23 protein-coding genes and 2 tRNA genes are annotated in these 24,466 nt (G+C 70.8%); 10 read left to right on the forward strand and 15 right to left on the reverse strand.

Annotation, left to right across the window (positions count from 1 at the left end; genetic code table 11):
• Positions 1-2 precede the first annotated feature (2 nt).
• Positions 3-1,838, reverse strand: a complete 1,836-nt coding sequence (locus CFN78_RS06290) for an AMP-dependent synthetase/ligase (protein WP_094861656.1) — start codon at positions 1,836-1,838, stop codon at positions 3-5.
• A gap of 170 nt (positions 1,839-2,008) precedes the next feature.
• Here CFN78_RS06290 and kynU point away from each other — a divergent pair, with 170 nt between their 5' ends.
• The gene (gene kynU, locus CFN78_RS06295; RefSeq protein ID WP_094861657.1) at positions 2,009-3,214 is read left to right on the forward strand and encodes a kynureninase; all 1,206 of its coding nucleotides are present in this window, start codon (positions 2,009-2,011) and stop codon (positions 3,212-3,214) included.
• Positions 3,215-3,316: 102 nt separating this feature from the next.
• Here the strand turns inward: kynU and CFN78_RS06300 are convergent, their stop codons facing one another.
• Both CFN78_RS06300 and CFN78_RS06305 read right to left on the reverse strand, forming a co-directional pair.
• Complete coding sequence (locus CFN78_RS06300) at positions 3,317-3,823, reverse strand: CHAP domain-containing protein (protein WP_094861658.1); 507 nt, start codon at positions 3,821-3,823, stop codon at positions 3,317-3,319.
• A gap of 156 nt (positions 3,824-3,979) precedes the next feature.
• Positions 3,980-4,052: transfer RNA gene (locus CFN78_RS06305), tRNA-Lys, on the reverse strand.
• A 204-nt stretch (positions 4,053-4,256) separates the two neighbouring features.
• On the opposite strand from CFN78_RS06305, the gene CFN78_RS06310 reads away from it, so the two are divergent.
• Positions 4,257-5,471, forward strand: coding sequence for a L,D-transpeptidase (locus CFN78_RS06310; RefSeq protein ID WP_094861659.1), 1,215 nt, complete (start codon positions 4,257-4,259; stop codon positions 5,469-5,471).
• A 166-nt stretch (positions 5,472-5,637) separates the two neighbouring features.
• Here CFN78_RS06310 and CFN78_RS06315 read toward each other — a convergent pair.
• Positions 5,638-5,713 (reverse strand) — tRNA-His (locus tag CFN78_RS06315).
• 89 nt (positions 5,714-5,802) lie between these two features.
• On the reverse strand, positions 5,803-6,411 hold the full coding sequence (gene orn / locus CFN78_RS06320) for an oligoribonuclease (RefSeq protein WP_094861660.1): 609 nt from the start codon (positions 6,409-6,411) through the stop codon (positions 5,803-5,805).
• Positions 6,412-6,533: 122 nt separating this feature from the next.
• Between orn and CFN78_RS06325 the strand changes: the two genes are divergently transcribed.
• Positions 6,534-8,084 carry a helicase HerA-like domain-containing protein gene (locus CFN78_RS06325; protein ID WP_094861661.1) on the forward strand — a complete coding sequence of 517 codons (1,551 nt, stop codon included), beginning with the start codon at positions 6,534-6,536 and terminating at the stop codon, positions 8,082-8,084.
• A 43-nt stretch (positions 8,085-8,127) separates the two neighbouring features.
• Here the strand turns inward: CFN78_RS06325 and CFN78_RS06330 are convergent, their stop codons facing one another.
• A complete protein-coding gene (locus tag CFN78_RS06330) occupies positions 8,128-9,072 on the reverse strand; it encodes a S1C family serine protease (RefSeq protein ID WP_094861662.1) in 945 nt (314 codons plus the stop codon).
• A gap of 86 nt (positions 9,073-9,158) precedes the next feature.
• Between CFN78_RS06330 and CFN78_RS06335 the strand changes: the two genes are divergently transcribed.
• A complete protein-coding gene (locus CFN78_RS06335; protein ID WP_094861663.1) occupies positions 9,159-9,803 on the forward strand; it encodes an alpha-ketoglutarate-dependent dioxygenase AlkB family protein in 645 nt (214 codons plus the stop codon).
• On the opposite strand, the gene CFN78_RS06340 is transcribed toward CFN78_RS06335, so the two are convergent.
• Positions 9,804-10,565: a class I SAM-dependent methyltransferase gene (locus CFN78_RS06340; RefSeq protein ID WP_094861664.1), complete on the reverse strand. Its 762-nt coding sequence runs from the start codon at positions 10,563-10,565 to the stop codon at positions 9,804-9,806.
• A 506-nt stretch (positions 10,566-11,071) separates the two neighbouring features.
• On the opposite strand from CFN78_RS06340, the gene CFN78_RS06345 reads away from it, so the two are divergent.
• Both CFN78_RS06345 and CFN78_RS06350 read left to right on the forward strand, forming a co-directional pair.
• Complete coding sequence (locus tag CFN78_RS06345) at positions 11,072-11,776, forward strand: M50 family metallopeptidase (RefSeq protein ID WP_094861665.1); 705 nt, start codon at positions 11,072-11,074, stop codon at positions 11,774-11,776.
• Between the two features lie 120 nt (positions 11,777-11,896).
• Entirely contained in the window at positions 11,897-13,138 is a 1,242-nt protein-coding gene (locus CFN78_RS06350) for an aldehyde dehydrogenase family protein (RefSeq protein WP_094861666.1), read from the forward strand.
• A 13-nt stretch (positions 13,139-13,151) separates the two neighbouring features.
• Here the strand turns inward: CFN78_RS06350 and CFN78_RS06355 are convergent, their stop codons facing one another.
• From CFN78_RS06355 to mce, 5 genes are all read right to left on the reverse strand, one after another.
• Entirely contained in the window at positions 13,152-14,291 is a 1,140-nt protein-coding gene (locus tag CFN78_RS06355) for an adenylate/guanylate cyclase domain-containing protein (RefSeq protein ID WP_165777480.1), read from the reverse strand.
• Between the two features lie 63 nt (positions 14,292-14,354).
• Positions 14,355-14,804, reverse strand: a complete 450-nt coding sequence (locus CFN78_RS06360; protein WP_094861667.1) for a universal stress protein — start codon at positions 14,802-14,804, stop codon at positions 14,355-14,357.
• A 91-nt stretch (positions 14,805-14,895) separates the two neighbouring features.
• Positions 14,896-16,086 carry a coiled-coil domain-containing protein gene (locus tag CFN78_RS06365; protein WP_094861668.1) on the reverse strand — a complete coding sequence of 397 codons (1,191 nt, stop codon included), beginning with the start codon at positions 16,084-16,086 and terminating at the stop codon, positions 14,896-14,898.
• An 87-nt stretch (positions 16,087-16,173) separates the two neighbouring features.
• Positions 16,174-17,523: a crotonyl-CoA carboxylase/reductase gene (ccrA, locus tag CFN78_RS06370; RefSeq protein WP_094861669.1), complete on the reverse strand. Its 1,350-nt coding sequence runs from the start codon at positions 17,521-17,523 to the stop codon at positions 16,174-16,176.
• Between the two features lie 178 nt (positions 17,524-17,701).
• Positions 17,702-18,145, reverse strand: a complete 444-nt coding sequence (mce, locus tag CFN78_RS06375) for a methylmalonyl-CoA epimerase (RefSeq protein ID WP_094861670.1) — start codon at positions 18,143-18,145, stop codon at positions 17,702-17,704.
• A 119-nt stretch (positions 18,146-18,264) separates the two neighbouring features.
• Between mce and CFN78_RS06380 the strand changes: the two genes are divergently transcribed.
• Both CFN78_RS06380 and meaB read left to right on the forward strand, forming a co-directional pair.
• Positions 18,265-19,446, forward strand: coding sequence for an acetyl-CoA C-acetyltransferase (locus CFN78_RS06380; protein WP_094861671.1), 1,182 nt, complete (start codon positions 18,265-18,267; stop codon positions 19,444-19,446).
• 41 nt (positions 19,447-19,487) lie between these two features.
• Positions 19,488-20,456: a methylmalonyl Co-A mutase-associated GTPase MeaB gene (gene meaB / locus CFN78_RS06385; RefSeq protein WP_094861672.1), complete on the forward strand. Its 969-nt coding sequence runs from the start codon at positions 19,488-19,490 to the stop codon at positions 20,454-20,456.
• Between the two features lie 152 nt (positions 20,457-20,608).
• Here meaB and CFN78_RS06390 read toward each other — a convergent pair whose 3' ends face one another.
• Positions 20,609-21,262: an aminotransferase-like domain-containing protein gene (locus CFN78_RS06390; protein WP_094861673.1), complete on the reverse strand. Its 654-nt coding sequence runs from the start codon at positions 21,260-21,262 to the stop codon at positions 20,609-20,611.
• Positions 21,263-21,266: 4 nt separating this feature from the next.
• Between CFN78_RS06390 and CFN78_RS06395 the strand changes: the two genes are divergently transcribed.
• Together CFN78_RS06395 and CFN78_RS06400 are read left to right on the forward strand one after the other, a co-directional pair.
• Entirely contained in the window at positions 21,267-21,500 is a 234-nt protein-coding gene (locus CFN78_RS06395) for a carboxymuconolactone decarboxylase family protein (protein ID WP_133116292.1), read from the forward strand.
• Between the two features lie 88 nt (positions 21,501-21,588).
• Positions 21,589-22,131 carry a hypothetical protein gene (locus CFN78_RS06400; RefSeq protein ID WP_094861675.1) on the forward strand — a complete coding sequence of 181 codons (543 nt, stop codon included), beginning with the start codon at positions 21,589-21,591 and terminating at the stop codon, positions 22,129-22,131.
• Between the two features lie 241 nt (positions 22,132-22,372).
• Here the strand turns inward: CFN78_RS06400 and CFN78_RS06405 are convergent, their stop codons facing one another.
• Both CFN78_RS06405 and CFN78_RS06410 read right to left on the reverse strand, forming a co-directional pair.
• Positions 22,373-23,374, reverse strand: coding sequence for an ABC transporter substrate-binding protein (locus CFN78_RS06405; RefSeq protein ID WP_094861676.1), 1,002 nt, complete (start codon positions 23,372-23,374; stop codon positions 22,373-22,375).
• 40 nt (positions 23,375-23,414) lie between these two features.
• Complete coding sequence (locus CFN78_RS06410; protein WP_094861677.1) at positions 23,415-24,464, reverse strand: ABC transporter permease; 1,050 nt, start codon at positions 24,462-24,464, stop codon at positions 23,415-23,417.
• Between the last annotated feature and the right edge of the window lie 2 nt (positions 24,465-24,466).

Genomic DNA, 24,466 nt, shown 5'->3' on the forward strand with positions numbered 1-24,466 from the left:
GCTCAGGTCGCCTGGTACAGCTCCGCGATGCTCGGTTCGTAGCGCTCGTTGATCACCCGTCGCTTGAGCTTGAGCGTCGGGGTCACCTCGCCGCTCTCCGGGGTCCAGGTCCTGGCGATCAGGTGGTAGCGCTTGATCTGCTCGGCACGGGAAAGGCGGTCGTTGGCCTTCGCCACCGCCCGGTCGATCTCCGCCCGGACGCCCTCGTGGCGGGCCAGCGACTCGATGTCGGCCGCGTCGATGCCCTGCCCCTGTGCCCAGGCCGGGGCGATCTCGTCGTCGAGCACGATGAGCGCGGTGACGTAGGGCCTGCGGTCGCCGATCGCCACCGCCTGGCCGATCAGCGGGTGCTCCTTGAGCAGGCCCTCGATCCGGGTCGGCGCGATGTTCTTGCCGCCCGAGGTGATGATGAGTTCCTTCTTCCGGTCGGTGATCGTCACGTACCCGTCCTCGTCGACCGTGCCGATGTCGCCGGTGGCGTACCAGCCGTCGGCGTCGACGGCCGGGTTGATCGTGCCGTCCTCCTGCAGGTAGCCGAGAAACACGATGGGCCCGCGGACCAGCAGCTCGCCGTCCTCGGCGACGCGTACCTCGATATCGGCCAGCGGCCTGCCCACCGTTCCCGCCCGGAACGCGCCCTGGGTGTTGGACGTGGCGGCACCGGTGGTCTCGGACAGGCCCCAGACCTCCTCGATCTCGATCCCCAGCCCGGCGATGAAGTACAGCACTTCGAGCGGCAGCGCGGCGGCTCCGCTGGAGGCGAGCAGCAGATTGTCCAGCCCGAGTAGCTGCCGGACGGGCTTCATCACGGTCTCGTCCGCCTCGGCGATCCTGGCGGCGAGTTCGGCGGGCACCTCCGAGCCGGCCGAGCGCAGCTTGTAGCCCTGCTGCAAGAGTTCGTTCGCGCCGAGCAGTGCGGTGCGCCGTTCCTCGGGCAGTGTGCCGAGCATGTTCCGCAGCCCAGCCACCATCTTCTCCCACACCCTGGGGACGCCGAAGAACCAGTCGGGCTTGACCTTGCCGAGCGCGGCGACCACGGTCGACGGATCGGCGACGGTGTGCACGTGCCCGGCGTAGAGCGTGGGCAGGTAGATCGCCAGTTCCCGCTCGGCGATGTGCGCCAGCGGCAGGTAGGCGATGCTCTTGGTGTGCATCCGCATACCGTGCAGGGTGTTCACGGCGAGCCCCTGGTGCAGGGCGTTGCGGTGCGAGAGCACGACGCCCTTGGGGTCGCCCGTCGTGCCGGAGGTGTAGATCATCGACAGCGGATCGTCCGGTTTGATCCCCGACCACATCCGGTCGAAGGCCTCCGGCTCGGCCGCGTGCCGTTCGGCGCCCGCCGCCCGTACGCCGGAGTAGGCGGCGAAGCGGTCGTCGCCGGCCGGTATCGCCGAGGCGTCGAGGACCACGATCCGGCGCAGGGCGGGCAGGTCGTCGAGGACGGGCAGCCAGCGTTCCAGTTCGGCGCTGCCCTCCAGCACGGCGACCGTGGCGGCGCTGTGCCTGGCCACGTAGCGCACCTGATCCGAGGACAGCGTCGCGTAGGCGGTGCAGGGGATCGCGGCGAGATGGGTGGCGGCGAGGTCGACGACGAAGTGCGCCGGGCGGCAGGACGCCATGATCAGCATCCGGTCACCGGGCTCGAGGCCCAGTCCGGCGAGGCCGTGCGCGACGGTCGCGATCTCGGTGCGCAACTCCGACCAGGTCAGCGTCGGTTCGCCCGTGTCGTCGAGGCCGGTGATGGCCGGGAGTTCGGCGTACTCCTCGGCGTTGCGGCGGACCAGGCCCGGGATGGTGAGGTCTTCGGTCTCGGCTGCGACGGATGGGGAAGGGGTCAACGCTGGCCTCCTCGTCAGGGCGGTGGGCCGCCGGGCGCTGCGCGGATACGCGCGATTCGTACACGTAGTCCTTCGCTGTGACAAACGTAACGTTTCCGCTTGTGCCGGGTCGAGCCCGAACCGAGTCCGAGCGGTGATCGTCCGCGCCGCGCGTTGGTAGCGTTCCGCTCATGGATTCCGTGGTGCGCGATCTCGCCGCAGACCTCAGCGAACAAGCCAGGGAACTGGACGGGCGCGACCGGCTCGCGGGCAAGCGGGACGAGTTCGATCTCGACCCCGAAGTCGCCTATCTGGACGGGAATTCACTGGGCGCCCCACCGCTGTCGGTCGCCCCCCGGCTGGCCGAGGTCGTCCGCGAGCAGTGGGCCGGCCGGCTGATCCGCTCGTGGTCCGACGGCTGGTGGGACGCCCCGGTGCGGGTGGGGGAGCGGATCGCGCCGCTGCTCGGGGCGGCACCCGGTCAGACGGTGGTGTGCGACTCCACCAGCGTCAACCTGTTCAAGGCACTGGTCGCCGCGACGCGGATCAACCCGGGGCGCGAGGAGATCCTGCTCGACGCGGGCACTTTCCCGACCGACGGCTACATCGCCGACAGCGTCGCCCGGCTGACCGGGACCCGGGTGCGCAGGGTGCCGATGCCGGAGATGGCAGGCGCCGCTTGCCCGCGCACCGCCGTGGCACTGGTCAACCACGTCGACTACCGGACGGGCGCACTTGCCGACCTGCCCGCCGTGACCGCGGGCCTGCACGAGGCGGGTGCGCTCGTCGTATGGGATCTGTGCCACGGAGCCGGGGCGGTGCCCCCGGACCTGGACCAGTCCGATGTGGACATCGCGGTCGGCTGTACCTACAAGTTCCTCAACGGTGGCCCCGGTTCGCCTTCGTTCGTCTACGTGGCGCGGCGTCTGCAGGAAGTGTTCGACCAGCCACTGGCCGGCTGGGGCGGGCACCGCGACCCGTTCGCCATGGCGGAGTCCTACGAGGCCGGCCCCGGGATGGACCGTGCCCGCAGCGGCACCCCGGACATCCTGTCGCTGCTGGCGCTGGACGCCGCACTGGACGTGTGGGAGGGGGTCGACCTCGCCGAGGTGCGGGCGAAGGGCTTGGCGCTGGGCGACTTCTTCCTGCACTGCCTGGACGAACTGCTGCCGGGAACCGGCGTGATCTCGCCCCGCGATCACGCTCGCGGCAACCAGATCTCGATCGCCTGGCCGGACGCGGAGGCGACGATGCGCACGCTGACCGAGCGCGGCGTCATCGGGGACTTCCGCCCGCCGGACGTCCTGCGATTCGGCCTGGCCCCGCTGTACACCCGCTACGCCGACGTGCTGCGGGCCGTGCTGGCACTGGCGACCGTGCGCGCCGAGACGGCCTGACCTCCCCGGGCGGCGGTGCTCCACGCCGCCCGGGGAGGAGTCGCGGACCGCCCGGCGGCAAGGGCTTGCGCCCATGGGGCCGCCGGGGCCGGGCTGACTGGATCAGGCCGGAACCTGTCCCTCGCTCCAGCCGAGGTAGTTGCCGAAGTAGGAGAGGCTGCCGCCGTGGCCGATCGCCCCGCCGACGCTGGAGGAGTAGAAGCCACCCTTGCCGTCCGAGATGCCCACGTGGCCGTACTGGCTGGTGTTCCAGTAGACGAACGCGCCCTTGGGTGCGTTGGTGCTTCCCTTGTGCGCCTTGCCCGCCTTGATCGCACCCTCCCAGTGGGCGATCGCCGAGGGCCAGATGCCCGTCGTGCCGTAGGCGTTCTCCACTGCCTTCTCGCACAGGCCCTCGTAGGCGGTGGAGCCACTCTTCGAGGTGAACCACTCGACCGCACCCGCGGCGGTGCCATCGCCGGGGGAGGCGGCGATCTCCTGAACGGCGGCCGGGGTGGGCGGCTCGGCGAGGGCCGGCGCGGCGGTGCCCAGCGGGATGAGCGCGGCAGCGGCCGCGGTGACGGCCGCGATGGCGGGACGGCTCCAGCCTCGTGCGCGGTGCTTGGTCACGGATCCTCCGACAGGTGTCACATTTTCCCACTGGACGATCGAAGCCAACCAGAGTCGGTACGGGCGAGGTAGCGCCAAGCGGAGCAATGCGCGGTGGGCGCGAGGGCGTGCACAAAAAAGAACGCAGGCCATCAACGATGACCTGCGTTCTGTGGGTGCGCCGTCAGGGACTCGAACCCCGAACCCGCTGGTTAAGAGCCAGCTGCTCTGCCAATTGAGCTAACGGCGCTGGTGTCTGTCACATGCTTGTTCTCACGTCGCCGGAACTCCTTGGCGACGGCGGAAACCGTAGCACAGGGCGTTTTCGGGCCTTGCCGGGAGCCCCCTGTTCCGCCAAGGACACGACTTGACACTACCTGCACACGAAGTTTATGCGGTCGGGCACACTACAGACGGAACAAGGGCAAACTCGACAGGGAACGGACGGTCGTCGATGAGCAGTCGGGGTGGCGCGGGCTCGCGCCTGGGGACGCGGTGGTCGCTGGTGCTGGCCGCCGCGGGACTGGTGCTCGCGGGCTGCACCGCGGCACCTGCCGACGAGCAGGCCGGTGACGGGCAGCCGCCGCCCGCGACCTCTACGGCACCCCCGAAACCCGTCTCGCTCGCGGTGACCCCGGCCGAGGGCACCGCCGAGGTCGCGCCCGGCGAGCCGGTGACGGTGGCCGCGACCGACGGCAAGATCACCGAGGTGACTCTCACCAACGAGGAGGGCAAGGTCGTCGCGGGCCAGCCGAGTCCGGACGGCTCGGGCTGGCAGTCCGCGGAGCCGCTCGGGTACGGCAAGTCGTACACGGTGACGGCCGCGGCCACGGGCACCGACGGCAAGCCCGCTTCCACCACGTCCACCTTCACCACCGCCAAGCCCGCCCGGCAGACCACCGTCTCGATGAACCTGACCGACGGCGAGACCGTCGGCGTCGGCATGCCGCTGGTGTTCACCTTCGGCAGCAAGATCACCGACAAGGGCGCGGCGGAACGCGCCTTGAAGGTGGTGAGCGAGCCCGCTCAGGAAGGCGCTTTCCACTGGTTCTCCGACGAGGCCGTGACCTGGCGTCCGAAGGACTACTGGCAGGCAGGCACCAAGCTCTCGGTGAACGCGGCGATCTACGGCAAGAACCTCGGCAACGGGACGTTCGGCAAGGAGGACCGCGCCGCCTCGGCGACGGTCGGCGACAAGCTGGTGGCGATCGCCGACGGTGGCAACTTCCAGATGAAGGTCTCGGTGAACGACCAGGAAGCCCGCACCATGCCGATCTCGATGGGCAAGAAGTCGAGCACCACCCCGAACGGGTCGTACACGGTGATGAGCGAGCACAACGGCTACACGATGGACTCGGGCACCTACGGTGTCCCGGCCGATTCCCCCGGCGGTTACGAGACCTTCGTCAAGTACGCGGTGCGCATGTCGAACAGCGGCATCTTCTATCACTCGGCGCCGTGGTCGGTGGGCTCGCAGGGCAAGCGCAACGTCAGCCACGGCTGTATCAACCTCTCGACCGAGAACGCGCAGTGGCTGATGGACATGTCCAAGAAGGGCGACATCATCACGGTGCAGAACAGCGGAGGCCAGGAGCTCGAGCCCACCGACGGCTGGAGCGTCTGGCAGATGAGCTGGGACGACTGGAAGGCAGGCGGCGAGAAGAACTGACCGCCTACTGCCGACCCGCCCCGAAACGCACCCCGGCCCCGCGAGCAACTCGCGGGGCCCGCGTGCGTTTTCGGCAGGTGGATCGCCGCGCGGGCTTGTTTAGCTTGTCGCGCAACAGAAAACCCCTCGTGGTCGAACGTGTGACGTTCGGCCACGAGGGGTTTCGTGGGGTGACTGACGGGGCTCGAACCCGCGACCTCCGGGACCACAACCAGGTGCTCTACCAACTGAGCTACAGCCACCACGGCGCTCTCGCGTAGGGACTCAAAAGCGTCCCGGCGACCTGCGCGCAGACATCGTATCGTGCGGGCCCGGCGGGTGTTTCCGGGGGTTACTCCGTGCGTTCACCTGCGATTTCGGCGGCCGCGGCCCGTGCGGTGTCGGTGCTCGGGCCGGGATGGGCGACGAAGGCGGTCCTGCGGTAGTACGCGAGTTCGCCGATGGACTCGGTGATGTCGGCCAGCGCCCGGTGTGCGAGCCCCTTCTCCGGCTTGGCGTAGTAGACGCGCGGATACCAGCGGCGGACGAGTTCCTTCACCGAGGACACGTCGACCATCCGGTAGTGCAGGTGCCCGTCGAGCGCGGGCATGTCCCGGGCGATGAACCCGCGGTCGGTGCCGATCGAGTTCCCGGCGAGCGGAGCGGTCCCGGGTTCCGGCACGTACTCGCGGATGTAGTCCAACACGCGCTGCTCGGCCTCGGCGAGGGTGACCGCGGAGGCACGGACCTCCTCGGTGAGCCCGGACCTGGCGTGCATGTCGCGCACGATGTCCGGCATGCCGGCGAGAGCGTCGTCATCGGCGTGGATGACCACGTCGAGGCCGTCACCCAGAACGTTGAGCTCGGAATCGGTCACCAGGGCAGCGATCTCGATCAGGGCGTCTTTGCCGAGGTCGAGTCCGGTCATCTCGCAGTCGATCCAGACAAGGCGGTCAGTCACCCGGCAAACCCTAACCGAACCGGGCGACAGGAGCCGGGTCACCTGCGAATCGCTCGCCGATGGGTTCTAATGCCCTGAATCGTGCATGCCCTACGAAGCCTTTCGATGAGCGGGAGCGTTCAATGGCCGACCAGCAGTCCTCCAGCCCGGCCCAGGAGATCGCCGCCGGTTACGCGAGTGACGGTGGCGCGATCGAACTCGGTTCGGTGGTGATCGACGGGCAGGCCGACGCCTCGGCGGCCGTGCGGCTGCCGCTGGCGACGCTGAACCGGCACGGGCTGGTGGCCGGCGCGACCGGCACCGGCAAGACGAAGACCCTCCAGTTGATCGCCGAGCAGCTCTCCGCCAGCGGCGTGCCCGTCGTACTGGCCGACGTCAAGGGTGACCTGTCCGGACTGGCCGAGCAGGGCACCGGCGGGGACAAGCTCACCGCGCGTGCCGCGGAGACCGGTGGCGACTGGGCTCCGGAGGCGTTCCCGGTGCAGTTCCTCTCCCTCGGCACCGGCGGGAAGGGCGTACCGATCAGGGCGAGCATCACCAGCTTTGGGCCGATCCTGCTGTCGAAGGTGCTGGGACTGAACGAGACCCAGGAGTCGACGCTCGGACTGATCTTCCACTGGGCCGACCAGCGCGGGCTGGCTCTGCTGGACACCAAGGACCTGCGGGCGGTGATCACGCACCTGACAAGTGACGAGGGCAAGGAGGACCTGAAGGGCATCGGCGGGGTCTCGGCAGCCACCGCCGGGGTCATCCTGCGCGCACTGTCCAATCTGGAGGCTCAGGGCGGCGACGACTTCTTCGGCGAGCCGGAGCTCGATGTCGCGGACCTGATGCGGCGGACCGACGCCAAGGGCGTGGTGAGCCTGCTGGAACTGGACAACCTGCAGACGAAACCGGCGCTGTTCTCCACTTTCCTCATGTGGCTGCTGGCCGAGCTGTTCGAGGAACTGCCGGAGGAGGGCGACCTCGACCGGCCGAAGCTGGTGTTCTTCTTCGACGAGGCGCACCTGCTGTTCAACGACGCCTCGAAGGCGTTCCTGGACAGCATCGAGCAGACGGTGAAGCTGATCCGTTCCAAGGGGGTCGGCGTGTTCTTCTGCACCCAGTTGCCGACCGACATCCCGAACGCGGTGCTCTCCCAGCTCGGCGCCCGGGTGCAGCACGCGCTGCGCGCCTTCACTCCCGAGGACCAGAAGGCCCTGGCGAAGACCGTGAAGACGTATCCGACGACGAAGCACTACGCACTGGACGAGGCGCTCACCTCACTGGGCACCGGCGAGGCGATCGTGACCGTCCTGTCCGAACGGGGTGCCCCGACCCCGGTGGCGTGGACCCGGCTGCGCGCGCCCAGGTCGAAGATGGGATCCATCGGCGCCGAGGCGATCACCGCCTCCTCGGCCACCTCGGATCTGCACGGCAAGTACTCGGAGACGGTGGACCGCGAGTCGGCGTACGAGAAGCTCGCGGACCGGGTGTCCGCCCCGGCGTCCGCCGGCGAGACCGAGGCGGCCACGCCGGACGCACCGGAGCGGCAGCCGGAGTCCGACGCCGAGGAGCCCGGCTTCCTGTCGAAGGCGATGAGCAACCCCGCGCTCAAGTCCTTCGCCCGCTCGGCCGCGAGTGCGCTCGGCAGGGAGGTCACCCGCGGCCTGTTCGGCAACCGGCGCCGGTAGCCAGGGCGGGCCGGCGATCCGGCACGGCGAAACCCTTGCCGTGTCAGCGATCCGTCAGTTTCGCCATGATCGTCTTCGCGTCGTTGATCGGGATGGCGAAGCCGATTCCGACGCTGCCCGCGGCACCGCCGCTGCCCGCCGACGGGGAGTAGATGGACGAGTTGATGCCGATCACCTCGCCCGCCGAGTTCACCAGCGGCCCGCCCGAGTTGCCCTGGTTGATCGAGGCGTCGGTCTGGATCGCGGTGTAGCCGGGCGCCTGCTCCGCGGACCCGCCGCCGCGCGCCTGCGATTCGGCCCGCTCGCCGACCTCGGATAGCTGCCTGCCGACGGCGCTGACGATGCCCGAGGTGACCGTGTTCCGCAGGCCACCGGGGGAGCCGATCGCGACGACCTCCTGCCCGGCACGAACGGCCGAGGAGTCGCCGAGTACCGCCGGCGTCAGCCCGCTCGCGCCGGTCGCCTGGAGCACGGCGATGTCGGCCGTGGCGTCCGCACCGAGGACGTCGGCCCGCACCTTCCGGCCGTCCGACAGGGTGACGGTGACCTGCCCGGACGCCCCGTCGACGACGTGGGCGTTGGTGAGGATCCGTCCGTCCTCGCTCAGGATCACGCCGGAGCCGATCGACTCGCCGCGCGCCGTACGCACGTTGACCTGGACCACGCTCGGCAGCACCTGCCCGGCCACGGCGCTGACATCGGCGGCCCCGGTGGACACCGGCGTTCCGGTGGCGGTGGCCGAGGTGCCGGGCCCACCGTCCGTGCCGCTGCCGAGCCCGACGACGACGGCGCCCGCCCCGCCGCCCACCAGCGCCGCGGCCACCGCGGTGGCGGAGACGACGGCGGCGAGACGCCGGGGTCCGCGCGGTCGCTCCCGCTGCCCGCCGGGTGCCGGGGCGAACAGTGGATGCCCGGATTCCGGGTCGGCGGTGTTCTGCGGGTGTGCTGCGTTCCAGGGGCCGTGGCCGCGATACTGGTCGGTGTCCATGAACCCAGGTTCGGCGCGCATCGTGAGAGCAGGCTGAGGGCAAGCCCTCGATTTGGCTGAGAGTCGCGCCAGGAGGAGACGGCGGCGTGACGGACGCGCTGATTCCCCGCGTCCGGCGGGAACTGGCCCCCGGTGCCGTGCACCTGCCGGACTGGCTGGACCTCGACGCGCAACGCGAACTCGTCCGGGCGTGCCGGGGCTGGGCGGGTGCGCTGCGCGCGGCCCGGCTGCCGAACGGCGGCGTGATGTCGGTGCGCTCGATGTGCCTGGGCTGGCACTGGTACCCGTACCGGTACTCGCGCACGATCGACGACGGGGACGGCTCCCCGGTCACCCCGTTCCCGGAATGGCTGGGCGATCTCGGCAGGAGGGCGCTCGCGGACGCCTACCTCGGCGACGCGCCGGACTACCGGCCGGACGTGGCGCTGGTCAACTACTACGACCACACCGCGCGGATGGGTCTGCACCAGGACCGCGAGGAGCTGAGCACGGCTCCGGTGGTCTCGCTCAGCATCGGCGACGCCTGCGTGTTCCGGTTCGGCAACACCGAGAACCGTGGCCGCCCGTGGACCGACGTCGAACTGGAGTCCGGTGACCTATTCGTTTTCGGCGGCCCTTCGCGTCTCGCCTTCCACGGCGTGCCCCGCACCCGGCCGGGCACCGCCGATCCGGCACTCGGCCTCGTCGCCGGGCGGCTCAACATCACCCTCCGGGAGTCCGGACTGGACTGATCAGCGCAGCGTGGCACCGACGATCTGGGTGACGCCCGCGTAGGTCTGGTCGAGCTCGGTGAAGCCCCTGGCCCGTAGTTCGGCGGCGATCTCACCGCGTTCGAACATGCGCTGCCCGGAGGCGATCCCGCCGAGCGTGTCGACGGTCCGCGCGGGCTCCCAGGAACGGCGCGCCGTGGTGAGCAGCGCGATCCGGCCACCGGGGCGCAGCGTGGCGGCGAACGAGTCGAGCGCGGCGTGCGGATCGGCGAACATGTGCAGCGCCGCGAAACAGCACACGGCGTCCACACTGGATTCGCGCAGCGGCAGGGTCACCGCGTCGCCCCGGAGGTACACCGCCGTGTCCGGGCCGTCCGCCGCCACGGCACGGTCCAGCATCGGCCGGGAGCCGTCCAGCCCCACCGACAGGCCCTCCGGCCCGACGTGCCAGGCGAAGGCCCTGGTGAACCGGCCGGTGCCGCAGGCCACGTCCAGCACGGTGTCGCCCTGATTGGGGCACAGCAGTTCCATGGCGAGCGCGACCTCCTCGTCCATGCTCGGGCCTCCGGCGCCCTTGGCCACCCGCCCCAGCGCGGGCCGCCACCAGTGTTCGTAGACCGCGGCCACGGCGCCGACGCCCATGAGCCGCTGGGTGATACCGGTGGACGGTCCGGCGGGCGAGTCGCCGAGCAGGTCGAGGTAGCCGGCGGCGGTTCTCGGCGTGGCCGGTGGTTCGGCGAGAAGCCCGAGCAGACGCTGGTCGGCCGCGGAGGGACCGGGCATGGTTGCGCTCCTTCCCCGGAGTGCTGCCGGCGGGCCGCGTTCCGGCTCCGCTCCCGGCTCCGCGTGACGGCTTCCGTCTCCGGTACCGCCAGTCTGGCCGCCGCGCACCGCCGGCGCATCCGTCCGTGCGGGGCCTCGGCCGCCGCGCCACCCAACAGTGCGCTCGCAGCGGGGCCGCGTGGACGGAGGGGGCGCCGTTCGTCGTCCGCGGCCCGCCGTTCGCCGCTCGGTTCGGTACGAGCGGTCCACTCGTGCCGGTTGCGCTGGCGCCAGCTCGCGCCGCCGTTCTACTTTCGTTGCGGGGAAAGGAAACGGGCGGATTCCGCGCAGGTGCGGCCGGCGGCCGGCGAGAGCCCGGCACGGTCGCCCGAGCGACGAGGAGGGGGAGCACATGAGCACTCGGCAGGCTTCCGGGGCGCGGCGAGGTACCCGGCCGGAGGCGCGCCCGTGCCGTCACGGCGGAGGGGGCCGGTCCGGCGGCGGGCCGGTTGTGGTGAGCTGGACGAGTGAACGGCCTCGATCAGCTCGTCAACGCGCAACCCGATCCGGCGGGCGCCGTGCCACTCGTCACCGGAGGGCTGGCGCTGCTACTGGTGCTGTCGGGATCGCCGTGGCGCTGGGCACGCAACGTGGTCACGATCGTCCACGAGGCCGGGCACGCTCTGATCGCGGTACTGGTCGGCCGCCGCCTGCAGGGCATCCGCCTGCACTCCGACACCTCCGGCGTTACCGTCTCCCGCGGCCGCCCGACCGGTCCGGGCATGGCGCTGACGGCGCTGGCCGGTTACCCCGCGCCCGCGTTGCTCGGGCTGGCCTTCGCCGGGCTGATCGCGGCCGACCGCACGCCCCTGCTGCTGGTGCTGGCCGCCGGGTTGCTGCTGGGCGTGCTGGTGATGGTGCGCAACGTGTACGGCGTCTTCACGGTGGTCGTCTCGGCCGCGGTGCTCGCCGTGGTGGCCTGGCTGGCGCCGCCGGGCGTCCAGGCGGCTTTCGTGTACCTGATGACCTGGTTCCTGCTCCTCGGTGGCGTCCGGCCGGTCTTCGAACTGCAGGGCAAGCGCAGGCGCGGAGCGGCCCGCGACTCCGACGCCGACCAACTCTCCCGGCTGACCGGGGTGCCGGCGGCGTTGTGGATGCTCGTCCTCGGTGTGCTCGCGGTGGGATGTCTGCTTCTCGGCGGGATGCTGCTGGTGGAGCCGGTGTTCGCCTGACCGGCGCCGAGGCACCCGCCGCGCGTGCGGCACACTTGCCTGGTGTTCCGGCCGCCACCCGGTGGACGTGCGGACCGGCACGGGAGAAGTCCGTTCCTGGGGCTGTCGAAAGGATCCGCGGTGACCGACGAGGTGTCGAAGGCTGTCGAGCAGTGTGCGCGTGCGGCGAAGACCGCGGCGCCGTCCCTGGCCGCGGCGGCCCCGGAGGCCGTCGACGCGGCCCTGCTGGCCATGGCCGGACGACTGCGCAGCGAGCGGGACGCGGTGCTCGAAGCGAACGCGGCCGACGTGGCCGCGGCGCGGGCCGAGGGCATGAGCGCGGGCCTGCTCGACCGGCTGACCATCACCGAGCAGCGGCTGACCGGGATGGCGGAACAGCTCCGGCTGCTGGCCGGCTGCCCGCACCAGGAGCGCTCCCTGCCGGTGTCCACTCTGGACGGTGGGCTGCGGCTGGTCGAGCGCAGGCGCCCGGTCGGCGTCATCGGCGCCAACTACGAGGCCCGGCCGAACGTCACCGTCGACATCGCATCCCAGCTCGTCAAGTCCCGCAACGGCGGTGTGCTGCGCACCGGTTCCGCCGCGCTGGGCTCGGCGCAGCGGCTGCTGGAGGTCGTGGTGACGCCCGCGCTGGTGGAGGCGGGCATCGATCCGGCCGTGATCCAGCTCGTGCCGCGGGCCGAGCGAGCTGCCGCTGCGGAGCTCGTCCGGCTGCCGGGCCTGGTACCGCTGGTCATCCTGCGCGGCAGCGGGGAGAGCACCAGGGCGCTGGCCACCGAGGCCGCCGCCCACGGCGTCCGCACCCTCGCCCACGCCGACGGTGGCGGGGTCCTCTACGTCGACGACGCCGCCGACCCGGCGACGGTGCGCGAACTGGTCTCCCGCAGCCTCGACCGGCTGGGCGTGTGCAACCGGCTCAACCTGCTGTTGATCTCCTCGGCCGTGCACGACCAGGTGTGGCCGTCGATCGCCGATGCGCTCGCGGAGCGCGGCGTCGTGGCCTCGCTCCCGCCGCACGAGCATCCGATCGGCTACGAATGGGCGCTGGACTCCGACAGCGAGGCCACGGTGACCGTCGCCCGGGTCGGTTCCCTCGCCGAGGCCGTCGAGATCGCCAACGAGCGGACCTCCGGGCTCGCGGCGGGTATCGCCACCGAGGACGCGTCCGCCGCCGAGGCGTTCTTCGACGGCTACCAGGGAACCGGTGTCTTCTGGAACGCCCCGACCCGGTTGCTCGACGGCTTCACGATGCTCGGCGTGCCGGAGACGGGCATCAACCTCGACAAGGTCCCCGGTCCGCGGGGTCCGGTCACCTACACCGACCTCTACGTCCGCCAGTACGCAGTGCTCCCCGAAGGGCGCTGATCCCACCGCGGGGTCAGCGGCGCCGCCGGCGGCGGGATCGCACACCGCCAGGTCTGCCGCGGCCGTCCGGGGTGTGCTCGCCCGGCTCGCCGTCGAGCGGTGGCCCCGGGGCCCTCCCGTGCGGGGTACGTCCCAGCACCCCGGCCGCGAGTTCCTGCGAACCCGCGAGGAAGCCGCCGGGGCGATCGCCCGCACGGCGCAGTGCCGAGGGACGGAGCCGGTTGTAGCCGCGCACGGAAACGGGACGGCGTAGTCGCAGGCGATAGTCGAGGTGCTCCGCGAGCTCGGCGGCCAGCGCCCGGTCGACCAGGATGGTGCCGGGCCGGGCGATCGAGGTGAGCCTGCTGGCGAGGTTCACGACCGAGCCGTAGACGTCGCCGAACCGGGACAGGATGGGCCCCGACGCCAGCCCGGCCCGGACGGCGGGCAGGCCCTCGTCGGCGTCCGCGCGTTCGCTGAGCGTCAGCGCGATCTCCGCCGCCCCGGCCGCCGAGTCGGCGACGAACAGCACCTCGTCACCGATCATCTTCACCACACGCCCGTGCTGCTCGGCGATCACCTCGCCCGCCATGCCCTCGAAACGTTCCAGCACGGCGCGCAGCTCAGCGTCGTCGATCCGCCGGGTCAGTCGGGTGAAGCCGACCATGTCGACGAAGCCGGCCACCCGCACCCGCGCATCCGTGTCGCTGTCGCCGTCGGCGAAGGCCCGGCCGGCGAACGCCGCGAGATGCCTGCGCCAGACGAAGGTCTGTACCGCTTCGAGCTCGGGCAGCAGCTCCTCCACCAGCCTGGCGATCCGGCGTTCGCTGCTGGCGAGACCGGGATTCTCCACGATCAACGTCCTGAGCAGGTCGATCTGCCACTCGGCGAGCCGGGACAAGTGCTGGCCGAGTGCGCGTGCCACCGAGGACTCCACCGTGTCCTCGACCAGCCCGGACCGGACCAGCCGGTCGGTGACCCGCATCGCCTCGACGTCGGCGTCGGTGAACACCACCTCGTCGTCGGCGACGGTGGCGAAGCCGAGCGCACGCCACAGCCGCGCCGAACGTTCGCTCGGCACCCCGGCGCGGTCGGCCACCTCGGCGCGGGTGTACTTGCGCCTGCCGCCGAGCAGGGCGCGCTCGATCCGTCGTTGCAGCTCACCGGGTGACAGCCCGGCGAGCGCCTCGGCAGGGACCTCGGCAGGGACTTCGGCGTCGCGCTCGTCGGCCACGGCCTACGTGGTGTGCACGATCAGTACGTCGACACCCGACTTGCGGGCCACCTCGGCGGGCACCGAGCCGAGGATGCGGCCGGCGATGGTGTTCAGGCCCCGGTTGCCGACCACCAGCAGGTCCGCCGAACGCTCCTCGACGGTCTTGCGCAGCGAAGCGACGGGTTCACCGACGACGGCGACCGTGTCGATCTTCGCGGCGCCCTGCCGGGCCGCCCGGTCCCGCGCGGACTGCAGGGTGTCCTCCGCCGGAGCCGATCCCACGACCTGGTACGCCTCCTCGCGCAGCGCCTCCTGAGCTTTCTCCACCTCGTGCCTGTCGGCGGGATAGTAGGCGCAGGTGATCACGAGCTGGGCGTTCGCGTCCGCGGCGACGGCGGCCGCTCGGTCGACCGCCGCGAAGGACGAATCCGAACCGTCGGTGCCAACCACGACGGTCTTGTAACCGGCCATCGGAGAGCCTCCAGCAGGGGTGAGTCGTCGGCGTGTGCAGGAGCGACAATAGCCGCCCGAGCATCGGCGCGAACCTCCGGAGCCCCGTTACCTACTCGTGAGTTGGTTTTTGCTCGGAACGTCCGGACTGGCTGCCCGAGGATCCGGCAGTGGCGTGCTGCTGTTTCCCTGACTCCTCCGAGCCCGGCTTGCGCGGCGAGGGCGTCGGCGAGGGGGCCGGAGCGGGCGTGCCGCCCCGCGTGGGCCGGAACTGGTGGGTCGGCGAGTCGTCCGTCACCGCCGTGGCACCGCCGACGGTGCCGAGCGCCGCGTCGGCCTGCGTCAGCATCGTGCGGGCAGCGCGCACCTGGTCGGCGATCTGCGCGCGCAGTGCCTGCAGGGTCTCGACCCGTTCCGTGGCGTCGCCGATCCGGCGGTTGGCTTCCTCGGTCGCCTCCCGGACGCGGCGGTGCGCCTCGTCGGACGCCTCCGCCAGCCGGGCGTTGGCCTCGCTGATGGAGCCCTGCTTGCGCCGGTTCGCGTCCTCCACGGACTCACGGCGGCGACGTTCGACGTCCGCCTTGCAGGTCGCCTCCTCCTCGGCGACCGCCGTACGGATGGCCGTCGCCTCGTCGGTGGCCTCGCGCAGCCTGCGTTCCGCCTCCGCCTTGCTGGTGGCCTCCTGCTCGGCGAGCACACGCATCGCTTCGGTGCGCCGCGTCGCCATCGCGATCTCGAAGTCCTCCTCGACCTGGGTGCGCCGCTGCTCGGACTCGGCGTCCAGGCGATCGCGCTCCTCGGTCGCGGTACCGGTGATCTCGGTGGCCTCGGCGCGCGCGGTCTCCAGGACGCCGCGGTGCTCGGCTTCCATCTCCTTGCGCCGCTCGGCCAGCTCGCCGAGGAGCTGCTCGTAGCGGGCCCGCATGGCGCTGGCGTCGGACTCGGCCGTCGCGCGGATGTGGCCTGCCTCGGCCTCGGCACGGGCGCGCGTGTCGGCCGCCTCATCCTGGGCGAGCCGGAGCATCCGCTGCAGGCGCTCGGAAAGGCCCTCCAGGGTGGTCGGCGGCTGGGCCAGCCGATCGACCTGTTTCTGCAGGTCGTCGATCTCGCTGCGGGAGATCTCCAGTTGCCGCGCGAGGTCGCCGGCCTGGGAGATGGCCGCGTCCCGGTCGGACGTCAGCATGCGCAGGTCGGCGTCCAGCCGCTCGAGATGCTCGTCGACCTGGGCCCGGTCGTAGCCGCGCTTCATCGAGTCGAAGCCGGCTCCCAGTGGTACGAGCTCCCGTTCTTCGCCAAGACTCATGGTCCTACCGTAGCCGTCCCGTGGCTCTCGCCGGGCGTGCGCCCCGTGCCGTGGCGCAACCCGGACATGGTTTTCCCTGTTCGGCCCTCAGACGCCGCGAAAGCGATTGATGCCGTCCAGGTGCCGTTCGCGGAACTCGGTGTCGCGTACGCCGAGACCTTCCTCCGGGGCGAGGCAGAGCACGCCGACCTTGCCCTGGTGCGCGTTGCGGTGCACGTCCAGTGCGGCCTGGCCGGTCTCCTCCAGCGGATAGGCCCTGGACAGTGTCGGGTGCACGTGGCCCTTCGCGATCAGCCGGTTGGCCTCCCAGGACTCCCGGTAGTTGGCGAAGTGGGACCCGATGATGCGCTTGAGGTTCATCCACAGGTAGCGATTGTCGAACTGGTGCAGGTAGCCGGAGGTCGACGCGCAGGTGACGATCGTGCCGCCCTTGCGCGCAGCGAAGACCGACGCGCCGAAGGTCTCGCGACCCGGGTGCTCGAACACGATGTCCGGGTCCTCGCCGCCGGTCAGTTCCCGGATCCTGGACCCGAACCGCTGCCACTCCTTGGGATCCTGCTCGTGTTCGTCCTTCCAGAACCGGTACCCCTCGGCGTTGCGGTCGATCACCAGCTCGGCGCCCATCCGGCGGCAGACCTCCGCCTTCTCCGGGCTGGACACGACGCACACCGGGATCGCCCCGCCGTTGATCGCGTACTGCGTGGCGTACGAGCCGAGCCCGCCGGAGGCGCCCCAGATCAGCACCACGTCGCCCTGCTTCATGTCGGCACCGTTGCGCGAGACGAGTTGCCGATAGGCGGTGGAGTTGACCAGGCCGGGGGAGGCGGCCTCCTCCCAGGTGAGGTGACCCGGCTTCGGCATGAGCTGGTTGGCCTTGACCAGCGCCACCTCGGCCAGCCCGCCGAAGTTCGTCTCGAAGCCCCAGATCCGCTGCTCGGTGTCGAGCATCGTGTCGTTGTGCCCGTCCGGGCTCTCCAGCTCGACATTGAGGCAGTGCGCCACGACCTCGTCGCCCGGCTTCCAGGTGTGCACCCCGGCACCGGTCCGCAGCACGACGCCGGACAGGTCGGAGCCCACCACGTGGTACGGCAGGTCGTGCCGCTTCGACAACGGCGAGAGCCTGCCGTAGCGCTCGAGGAACTTGAACGTGGGTATCGGCTCGAAGATCGACGTCCACACCGTGTTGTAGTTGATCGCACTGGCCATCACGGCCACCAGCGCCTCGCCGGGGCCGAGTTCGGGGGTGGGCACCTCGTCCAGGTGCAGCGAGCTGCGGGGATCCTTGTCGCGGCTGGCCATTCCCTCGAACATGCCGACCTCCTCGGCCCGCACGGTGACGCCCCGGTAGGCCTCGGGTACTTCCAGCGAACCGAGCGACGCCCGCTCGCCGGCCAGGATGGCCTGCTGGATCTCACTGAGCTGTGTCGACGGGGCCACGTACTACCTCCAGGGTCGGGCGGGCTCGCGGGACGAAATTACTCGTCGGTAACGAGGCTGCACAACTGTACGAGACGACGGGCACCCGCACACCCGCGAACCGGCCGGTTCGCCCTGTCCACGCTGACGGGTTCCCGGGCCCGCCGTCGCTCCGTCACACCTTCGGATGGAAACCGGGTCAGTGGGTGCCTGCCGGCTCCACGAGTTCGACGAGCACCCCGCCGGCGTCCTTGGGATGAACGAAGTTCACCCTGCTGCCCGCGGTGCCGCGGCGCGCCTGCTCGTAGAGCACCCGAAGTCCCTTGGCCCGCAACGCGTCCGCCGCGTCGTCGACGTCGGTGACCCGGTAGGCGAGCTGCTGCAGGCCGGGCCCTTTCCGGTCGAGGAACTTCGCGATCGCCGAATCGGCACGCAGCGGGGCCAGTAGCTGGATCGCCGTCCCGCGCTCGTCGCCGGGGGCGTGCAGCATCGCCTCCCGGACGCCCTGGTCCTCGTTCACCTCGGTGTGGGTGGCGACCAGGCCGAAGGTCTCCGCGTGGAAGGCGATCGCGGCGTCGAGGTCGGCGACCGCGATGCCGACGTGGTCGATGGTCGTGACGAAGGGGCGCAACGCGTCGTTCATGCACGGAGGATAGGCACCGGCGGCCGGCGGGCGGGCCGTGCGTCGGCTCACACCCGGCTCAACCGGTTCAGGCCGGTATCGTCGCCGTGTTGTCCGTGTACTCGCATCTGGAGGATGTTGTGTCGGGTTCCGTGATCCTTGGTGCCGCCCGTACCCCGATCGGCAGGCTGCTCGGCTCGCTGAAGGACTTCTCCGGGGCTCAGCTCGGCGGGTTCGCCATCAAGGCGGCGCTCGAGCGCGCGGGCGTCTCGCCCGACGCGGTGCAGTACACGATCATGGGCCAGGTGCTCACCGCGGGCGCCGGGCAGATCCCGGCCCGGCAGGCCGCCGTGCACGGCGGGATTCCGATGGACGTCCCCGCGCTGACCATCAACAAGGTGTGCCTGTCCGGCCTCGACTCCATCGCCCTCGCCGACCAGCTCATCCGCGCGGGCGAGTTCGACCTGGTCGTCGCCGGTGGCCAGGAGTCCATGACGCAGGCGCCGCACCTGCTGCCGAAGTCGCGCGGCGGGTTCAAGTACGGCGACACCACCCTGGTCGACCACATGGCCCACGACGGTCTGTTCTGCGCCTTCGACCAGGTCGCGATGGGCGCGTCCACCGAAAAGCACAACGCTCGCTACGGGCTGACCCGCGAGGCGCAGGACGAGTTCTCCGCGCGGTCGCACCAGCGGGCGGCGGCCGCCATCGAGGCGGGACGCTTCGCCGAGGAGATCGTCGACATCGAGATTCCGCAGCGCAAGAAGGACCCGGTCGTCTTCAGCGCGGACGAGGGCGTGCGCGCCGACACCACCGCGGACGGCCTCGGCAAGCTGCGTCCGGCGTTCGCCTCCGACGGCACGATCACCGCGGGCTCCGCCTCGCAGATCTCCGATGGTGCCGCCGCCGTGGTCGTCGCCAGCCCGGAGAAGGCGCGCGAACTCGGCATCACCCCGCTGGCGGAGATCGGTGCGCACGGCGTGGTCGCCGGACCGGACGCGAGCCTGCACGAGCAGCCCGCGAACGCGATCACGGCCGCGCTGGCGAAGGCGAAGCTGGGCGTCGGCGATCTGGACCTGGTCGAGATCAACGAGGCCTTCGCCGCCGTCGGCCTGGTCTCCACCGAGCGGCTCGGGATGGACGCCGGGAAGGTCAACGTCAACGGCGGGGCGATCGCGCTCGGCCACCCCATCGGCGCCTCCGGCGCCCGGCTGGCGGTGCACCTCGTGCACGAGCTGCGGCGGCGCGGCGGCGGTCTCGGTGCCGCGGCGCTGTGTGGTGGCGGCGGCCAGGGCGACGCACTGCTCATCCGGGTTCCGTAGCGCCGACCGCCGCCCTCCGGCGGGGAGCAGGGAGAACGTCAGTGCCGGTGCCGGTCGACGTCGGTGAGCTGGTCGCGAAGGCCCGCGAGGGAACACCCCGGGCCATCGCACGCCTGCTCTCCCTCGTCGAGGAGGACCATCCACAGCTCGCGGAGGTGGCCGCCGCGCTGACCCCGCACACCGGCAACGCGCGCGTCGTCGGGCTCACCGGGCCGCCCGGCGTCGGCAAGTCGACCACCACCTCGATGCTGCTCTCGGCGCTGCGCGCGGACGGCAAGCGGGTCGGCGTGCTCGCGATCGACCCGTCCTCGCCGTTCTCCGGTGGTGCCCTGCTCGGCGACCGCATCCGGATGACCGAGCACGCCACCGATCCCGGCGTCTTCATCCGCTCGATGGCCACCCGCGGGCATCTCGGCGGGCTGGCCTGGGCGACCCCGCAGGCGGTGCGCGTGCTCGACGCCGCCGGGTTCGACGTCGTGCTGATCGAGACCGTCGGCGTCGGGCAGTCCGAGGTGGACGTGGTGCGGCTGGCCGACACCATCGTGGTGCTGCTCGCCCCGGGGATGGGCGACGGTGTGCAGGCGGCGAAGGCCGGGGTGCTGGAGATCGCCGACGTGTTCGTCGTGAACAAGGCCGACCGGGACGGTGCCGAGGCCACGGTTCGCGATCTGAAGAACATGATCTCCTTGGGGCGCAAGGAGATCCGGGGACGTACCTGGCGTCAGCCGATCGTCGCCGCCGTCGCCTCGGAGGGACGCGGCGCGGACGAGGTGCTGGCGGCGCTGGCCGGGCATCACGACTGGCTCACCGCGGACGGTGAACTCGTTGAACGCCGGAAACGCCGCGCGGGCAACGAGATCGAGGCGATCGCGCTGCGCAGGCTGAGCGCCGCGCTCGGCGACGTCCAGGGTCACGGCAGGCTCGCCGACCTCGCCCTGCAGGTGGTCGACCGCCGGACCGACCCGCACTCCGCCGCCGACACCCTCGTCCAGGAACTCCGCCGCTCCTGACCCCACGCCGTGTCGCGCGTTCTGGCATGCCGTGTCGGGCGCTCTGGCATGCCGTGTCGCGCTTTCTGACCCCCGTGTCGCGCGCCCCGACCCCCCGTGTCGGGCGCTCTGGCATGCCGTGTCGCGCGTTCCGGCATCGCCGTGCCGGACGGTCAGCGTAGGCCGACGTCGCGAAGCGTCCGGGTCAGGATGTCGACGGTGGGCGCGAAGGCATGCCGTGCGGGCGTGCCGTAGCCGAGAACGAGGCCCTGCGGACGATCCTCGCCCGCCCGGATCCACTGCCGGCCGAGCCCGTCGACGGTCAGCGACCGCCGCCGCGCCGCCGCCACGACCTGCTGCTCGCTCACCCCCTCGGGCAACGGCAGTACCAGGTGCAGGCCGGCCGAGATCCCCGCGGGACGGAGACCTTCCGGCAGGGCACCGAGGAGCTGGTCGCGGCGGCCGCGGTAGGCGGCGCGGCTACGCCGGGCGTGCCGGTCGTACGCGCCGGAGTCGATCATGTCGGCCAGTACGAGCTGGTCGAGCACGGGCGGCCGCCAGCCCGCGGCGGTCATGGCGGCCAGCACCGGATCGACGAGTTCGCGCGGCAGTACCAGCCAGGCCAGTCGCAACGCCGGCGCCAGCGTCTTGCTCGCCGTGCCGATGTACACCACCCGTTCCGGTGCGAGCGCCTGCACGGCGCCGACGAGCTTGCGGTCGTAGCGGAACTCGCCGTCGTAGTCGTCCTCGATGACCAGCGGGCCGCGCCGGACGAGTGCCGCCCGCTCGCGCGACGCCCGCGGGCTCGGCGAGGACGAACGGCGCATCTTCGTGCTGCCGGGCTGGTGGGAGGCCGGGCTCTACGACGAGCGGGAACGAGCGGCACTCGCCCTCACGGAGTCGATGACCCGCCTGTCCGAGCATCAGGACGTGCCGGACGAGATCTACGATGCAGCCGCCGCGACCTTCGACGACGCGCAGCTCTCGGCCGTCATCTGGCTCATCACGGTGATCAACGCCTGGAACCGGCTCGCCGTCACCACCCGGTCACCCCTGCCGGTCTGATGCCGCCGTGGAGAAGTCGTCCATGGCCGGTGGCGTTTCGGTGACGATCGGAGCGCGGAAAGTGTGATCAGGAGTACAGTCACCGGCTATGGACACCGCGCCCACTGGCGAGGTTATCGTCAGGCTCGATTCGGCGAGTAAGACGCTCGCCCTGGTCTGTGCGGTCCTCTTCACCGGTGCCGGGGTCGCGATGATCGTCGTGTCGATCGCGGGCCTGGTCGAGCAGACCGGTTCCCAGCAGATCGTCGGCCTGGTACTCGGCGTGCTGGCGATCGGGTTCGCCGTCGTCGTCGGCATGGCGCTACGTCGACCACCGGACACGGTGAAGGTCGACGAGAACGGCTTCTTCCTGCGCAAGCATCCCGATGTGGAGTTCGGCGTCGCGTGGCCGGATCTCGCCGGCGCGCGGCTGTACCGGGAACGGTGCCACGTGGGCCACATCCGCGTCTGGTTCTACCGGCTGGAGTGGGAAGCCGCCGACGGCGAGTTCGGCCGCCGGCATCCCGAGATGGACGAGTTCCACAACGGCGACCGTTACAGCTACGCGCTCGGACGGCTGGGCTGGGACGGGAAGCGCCTCTACGACGGGTTCCGTCAGCACGGCCCGCAGACCGTCCGCTATCAGTGGTAGCCGGCGCCTCTCGCGAACCGGACTCCTCGTTCGGGTGAACCGCGGCACCCGAGACCGCAATACGTCGACATATTGCGGCACCCAGGACCGCAATATGTCGACGTATTGCGATGCCTTGTGCACGATGTTTCGCAATATGTCGACGTATTGCAGTGGGGGAGGGGCGGGAGGCGCGTGGCGGACACGTGCCGGGGCCCGCGGTTCGTGCGCCCGCGGGCCCCGGTGTGTCAGCTCAGGCGGATCAGCACTGCTGCTTGTAGAAGTACTGCGCGTTGGCGTCCATCGTGTCCTTGGTGATCGAGTGCAGTCCGGCGGTGATGTCGCGCTGCACCGGCTTGCCCTCCAGCGCCGCAACGGCCTGCTGCACGCCCTGCTGGCCGATCGACGCCGGGTCCTGCGCGATGAGGCCCTGGTACTCGCCCTTGCGCAGGCCCTCGACCTCGGACGGGCTCGCGTCGAAACCGACCAGGTTGACCTGGCCGATCTTGCCCGCGTTGCGCAGACCGGTCGCCGCACCCTCACCGGTGTTCAGGTTGGTGGCGAAGATCCCGATCAGGTCAGGGGTCGAGGACAGCGCCGCGGTCACCTTCGACGCCGCCTGGTCCGGCTCGTTCTGGGTGAACTGAGCGCCGACCGACTTCAGGTTCGGGTAGTTCTTGAGTTCGTCCTCGAAGCCCTTCGCCCTGGCGTTCGTCGTCGACGTACCGGCGATCGTGTCCAGTACCAGCACCGAGCCCGGTTTGTCCCCGACCAGTTTCGCCAGGGTCTGCGCCGCGAGCTTGCCGCCCTCCGCGTTGTCCGAGGAGATCGACGAGACCGCCACGTTCTTGTCCTTGAGCGAGGTGTCCACCTCGACGACCTTGGTCCCGCCGTTCTTCACCTGCTGGATCGGCGCGATCATCGCCTGGTCGTCGGTCGGCGCGATGAGCAGTCCGGCCGGCGGGGCCGAGCCCAGCGCGTTGACCTTCTCCGTCTGCAGGGCCGCGTCGAACTTCTGCGGCGCCTGCGTCTCCAGCGTGTAGCCGAGCTTGCCCGCCTCCGCCTCCGCACCGCACTGCATCGAGATGTAGAACGGTTCCGCCTGCGTACCGGGAATCAGCACCAGCTTCTTGTTGCCCGGAGCCGCCTGGTCACCGCCCTCGTCACCGCCGCCGACCTGACCGCCCCCGCCGCACGCCGTCACCAGCGCCAGCAGTGCCGCCACCGAACCGGTGACCGCCGCCGTCTTTCGGTTGCGCTTCATTTTCCGACCTCCGCACTTCGTTGTGCCCTATGGCTTTTCTCTACCTGCTGTTGCGGAGCCTGCGGCGCCGCTGGTCGAACCAGACCGCGGCGATGAGGACGCCACCGACGGCGATCATCTGCCAGAAGTCCTGCACCCCGGTGATGTTGAAACCCTTCTTCAGCACCGCCGGGATGAACACGCCGATGACCGTGCCGAGCACCGAACCGATACCGCCGAACAAACTGGTGCCGCCCATCACCGTGGCGGCGATGGCGTTGAGATTATCGGTGGTGTGCGCCGAGATCGTGGTCGAGGCGTAGTAGGCCAGCGACATGAAGCCCGCGATCCCGGCCAGGAAACCGGTCAGCAGGTACACCTTCAGCAGGTGGGCCGTGACGGCGATACCGGACCGCCGCGCCGCCTCGGCGTTGGAACCGACGGCGAAGGTGTAGCGGCCGAACTTGGTGGTGTGCAGCAACCACGCGCCGATCAGCGTGATCACCACCGCGACGATCACCAGGTTCGGGACTCCGAACCAGGCACCGTAGCCGAGCGTCTGGTTCAGCTCGGTCGGCACGCTGCGCGCGTCCGAGCCGTCGTTGAGCAGGTAGGCGGCGCCGAGTGCGGCACCCATCGTGCCCAGCGTGACGATCAGCGGCGGGATCTTGGCCACCGCGATGAGGAACCCGTTGATCAGGCCCCACACCGTGCCCGCGACCACCGCGGCGAGCAGTCCGACCGAGATGACGTCCCAGCCCGCGGCGGTCGAGTCGCCACCGGGGCTGAGCGCCTCCATCGTCTTGGCGCCGATCATGCCGGCGAAGATCAGCACCGAGCCGACGGACAGGTCGATACCCGAGGTGACGATCACGAAGGTCATGCCCACCGACAGCACCAGCAGCACCGAGGTCTCGATGAGCAGCGTCTGGAAGGTGAACACCGAGGCGAACTCGCCGGGTGCCGCGATCGTGAACACGATGCACAGCGCCAGGAGTACCAGTGCGATCCAGAACGTGTTCGCGCCGACCAGCCTCGCGCCCAGTGGGCGTTTGGCGAAACCGGCGTCCACTTCGGACTGGACCTTCGGGGGGACTGAGGGAGCGCTCATGG

This window comes from Amycolatopsis antarctica, assembly GCF_002262875.1.
Lineage (GTDB): Bacteria > Actinomycetota > Actinomycetes > Mycobacteriales > Pseudonocardiaceae > Amycolatopsis > Amycolatopsis antarctica.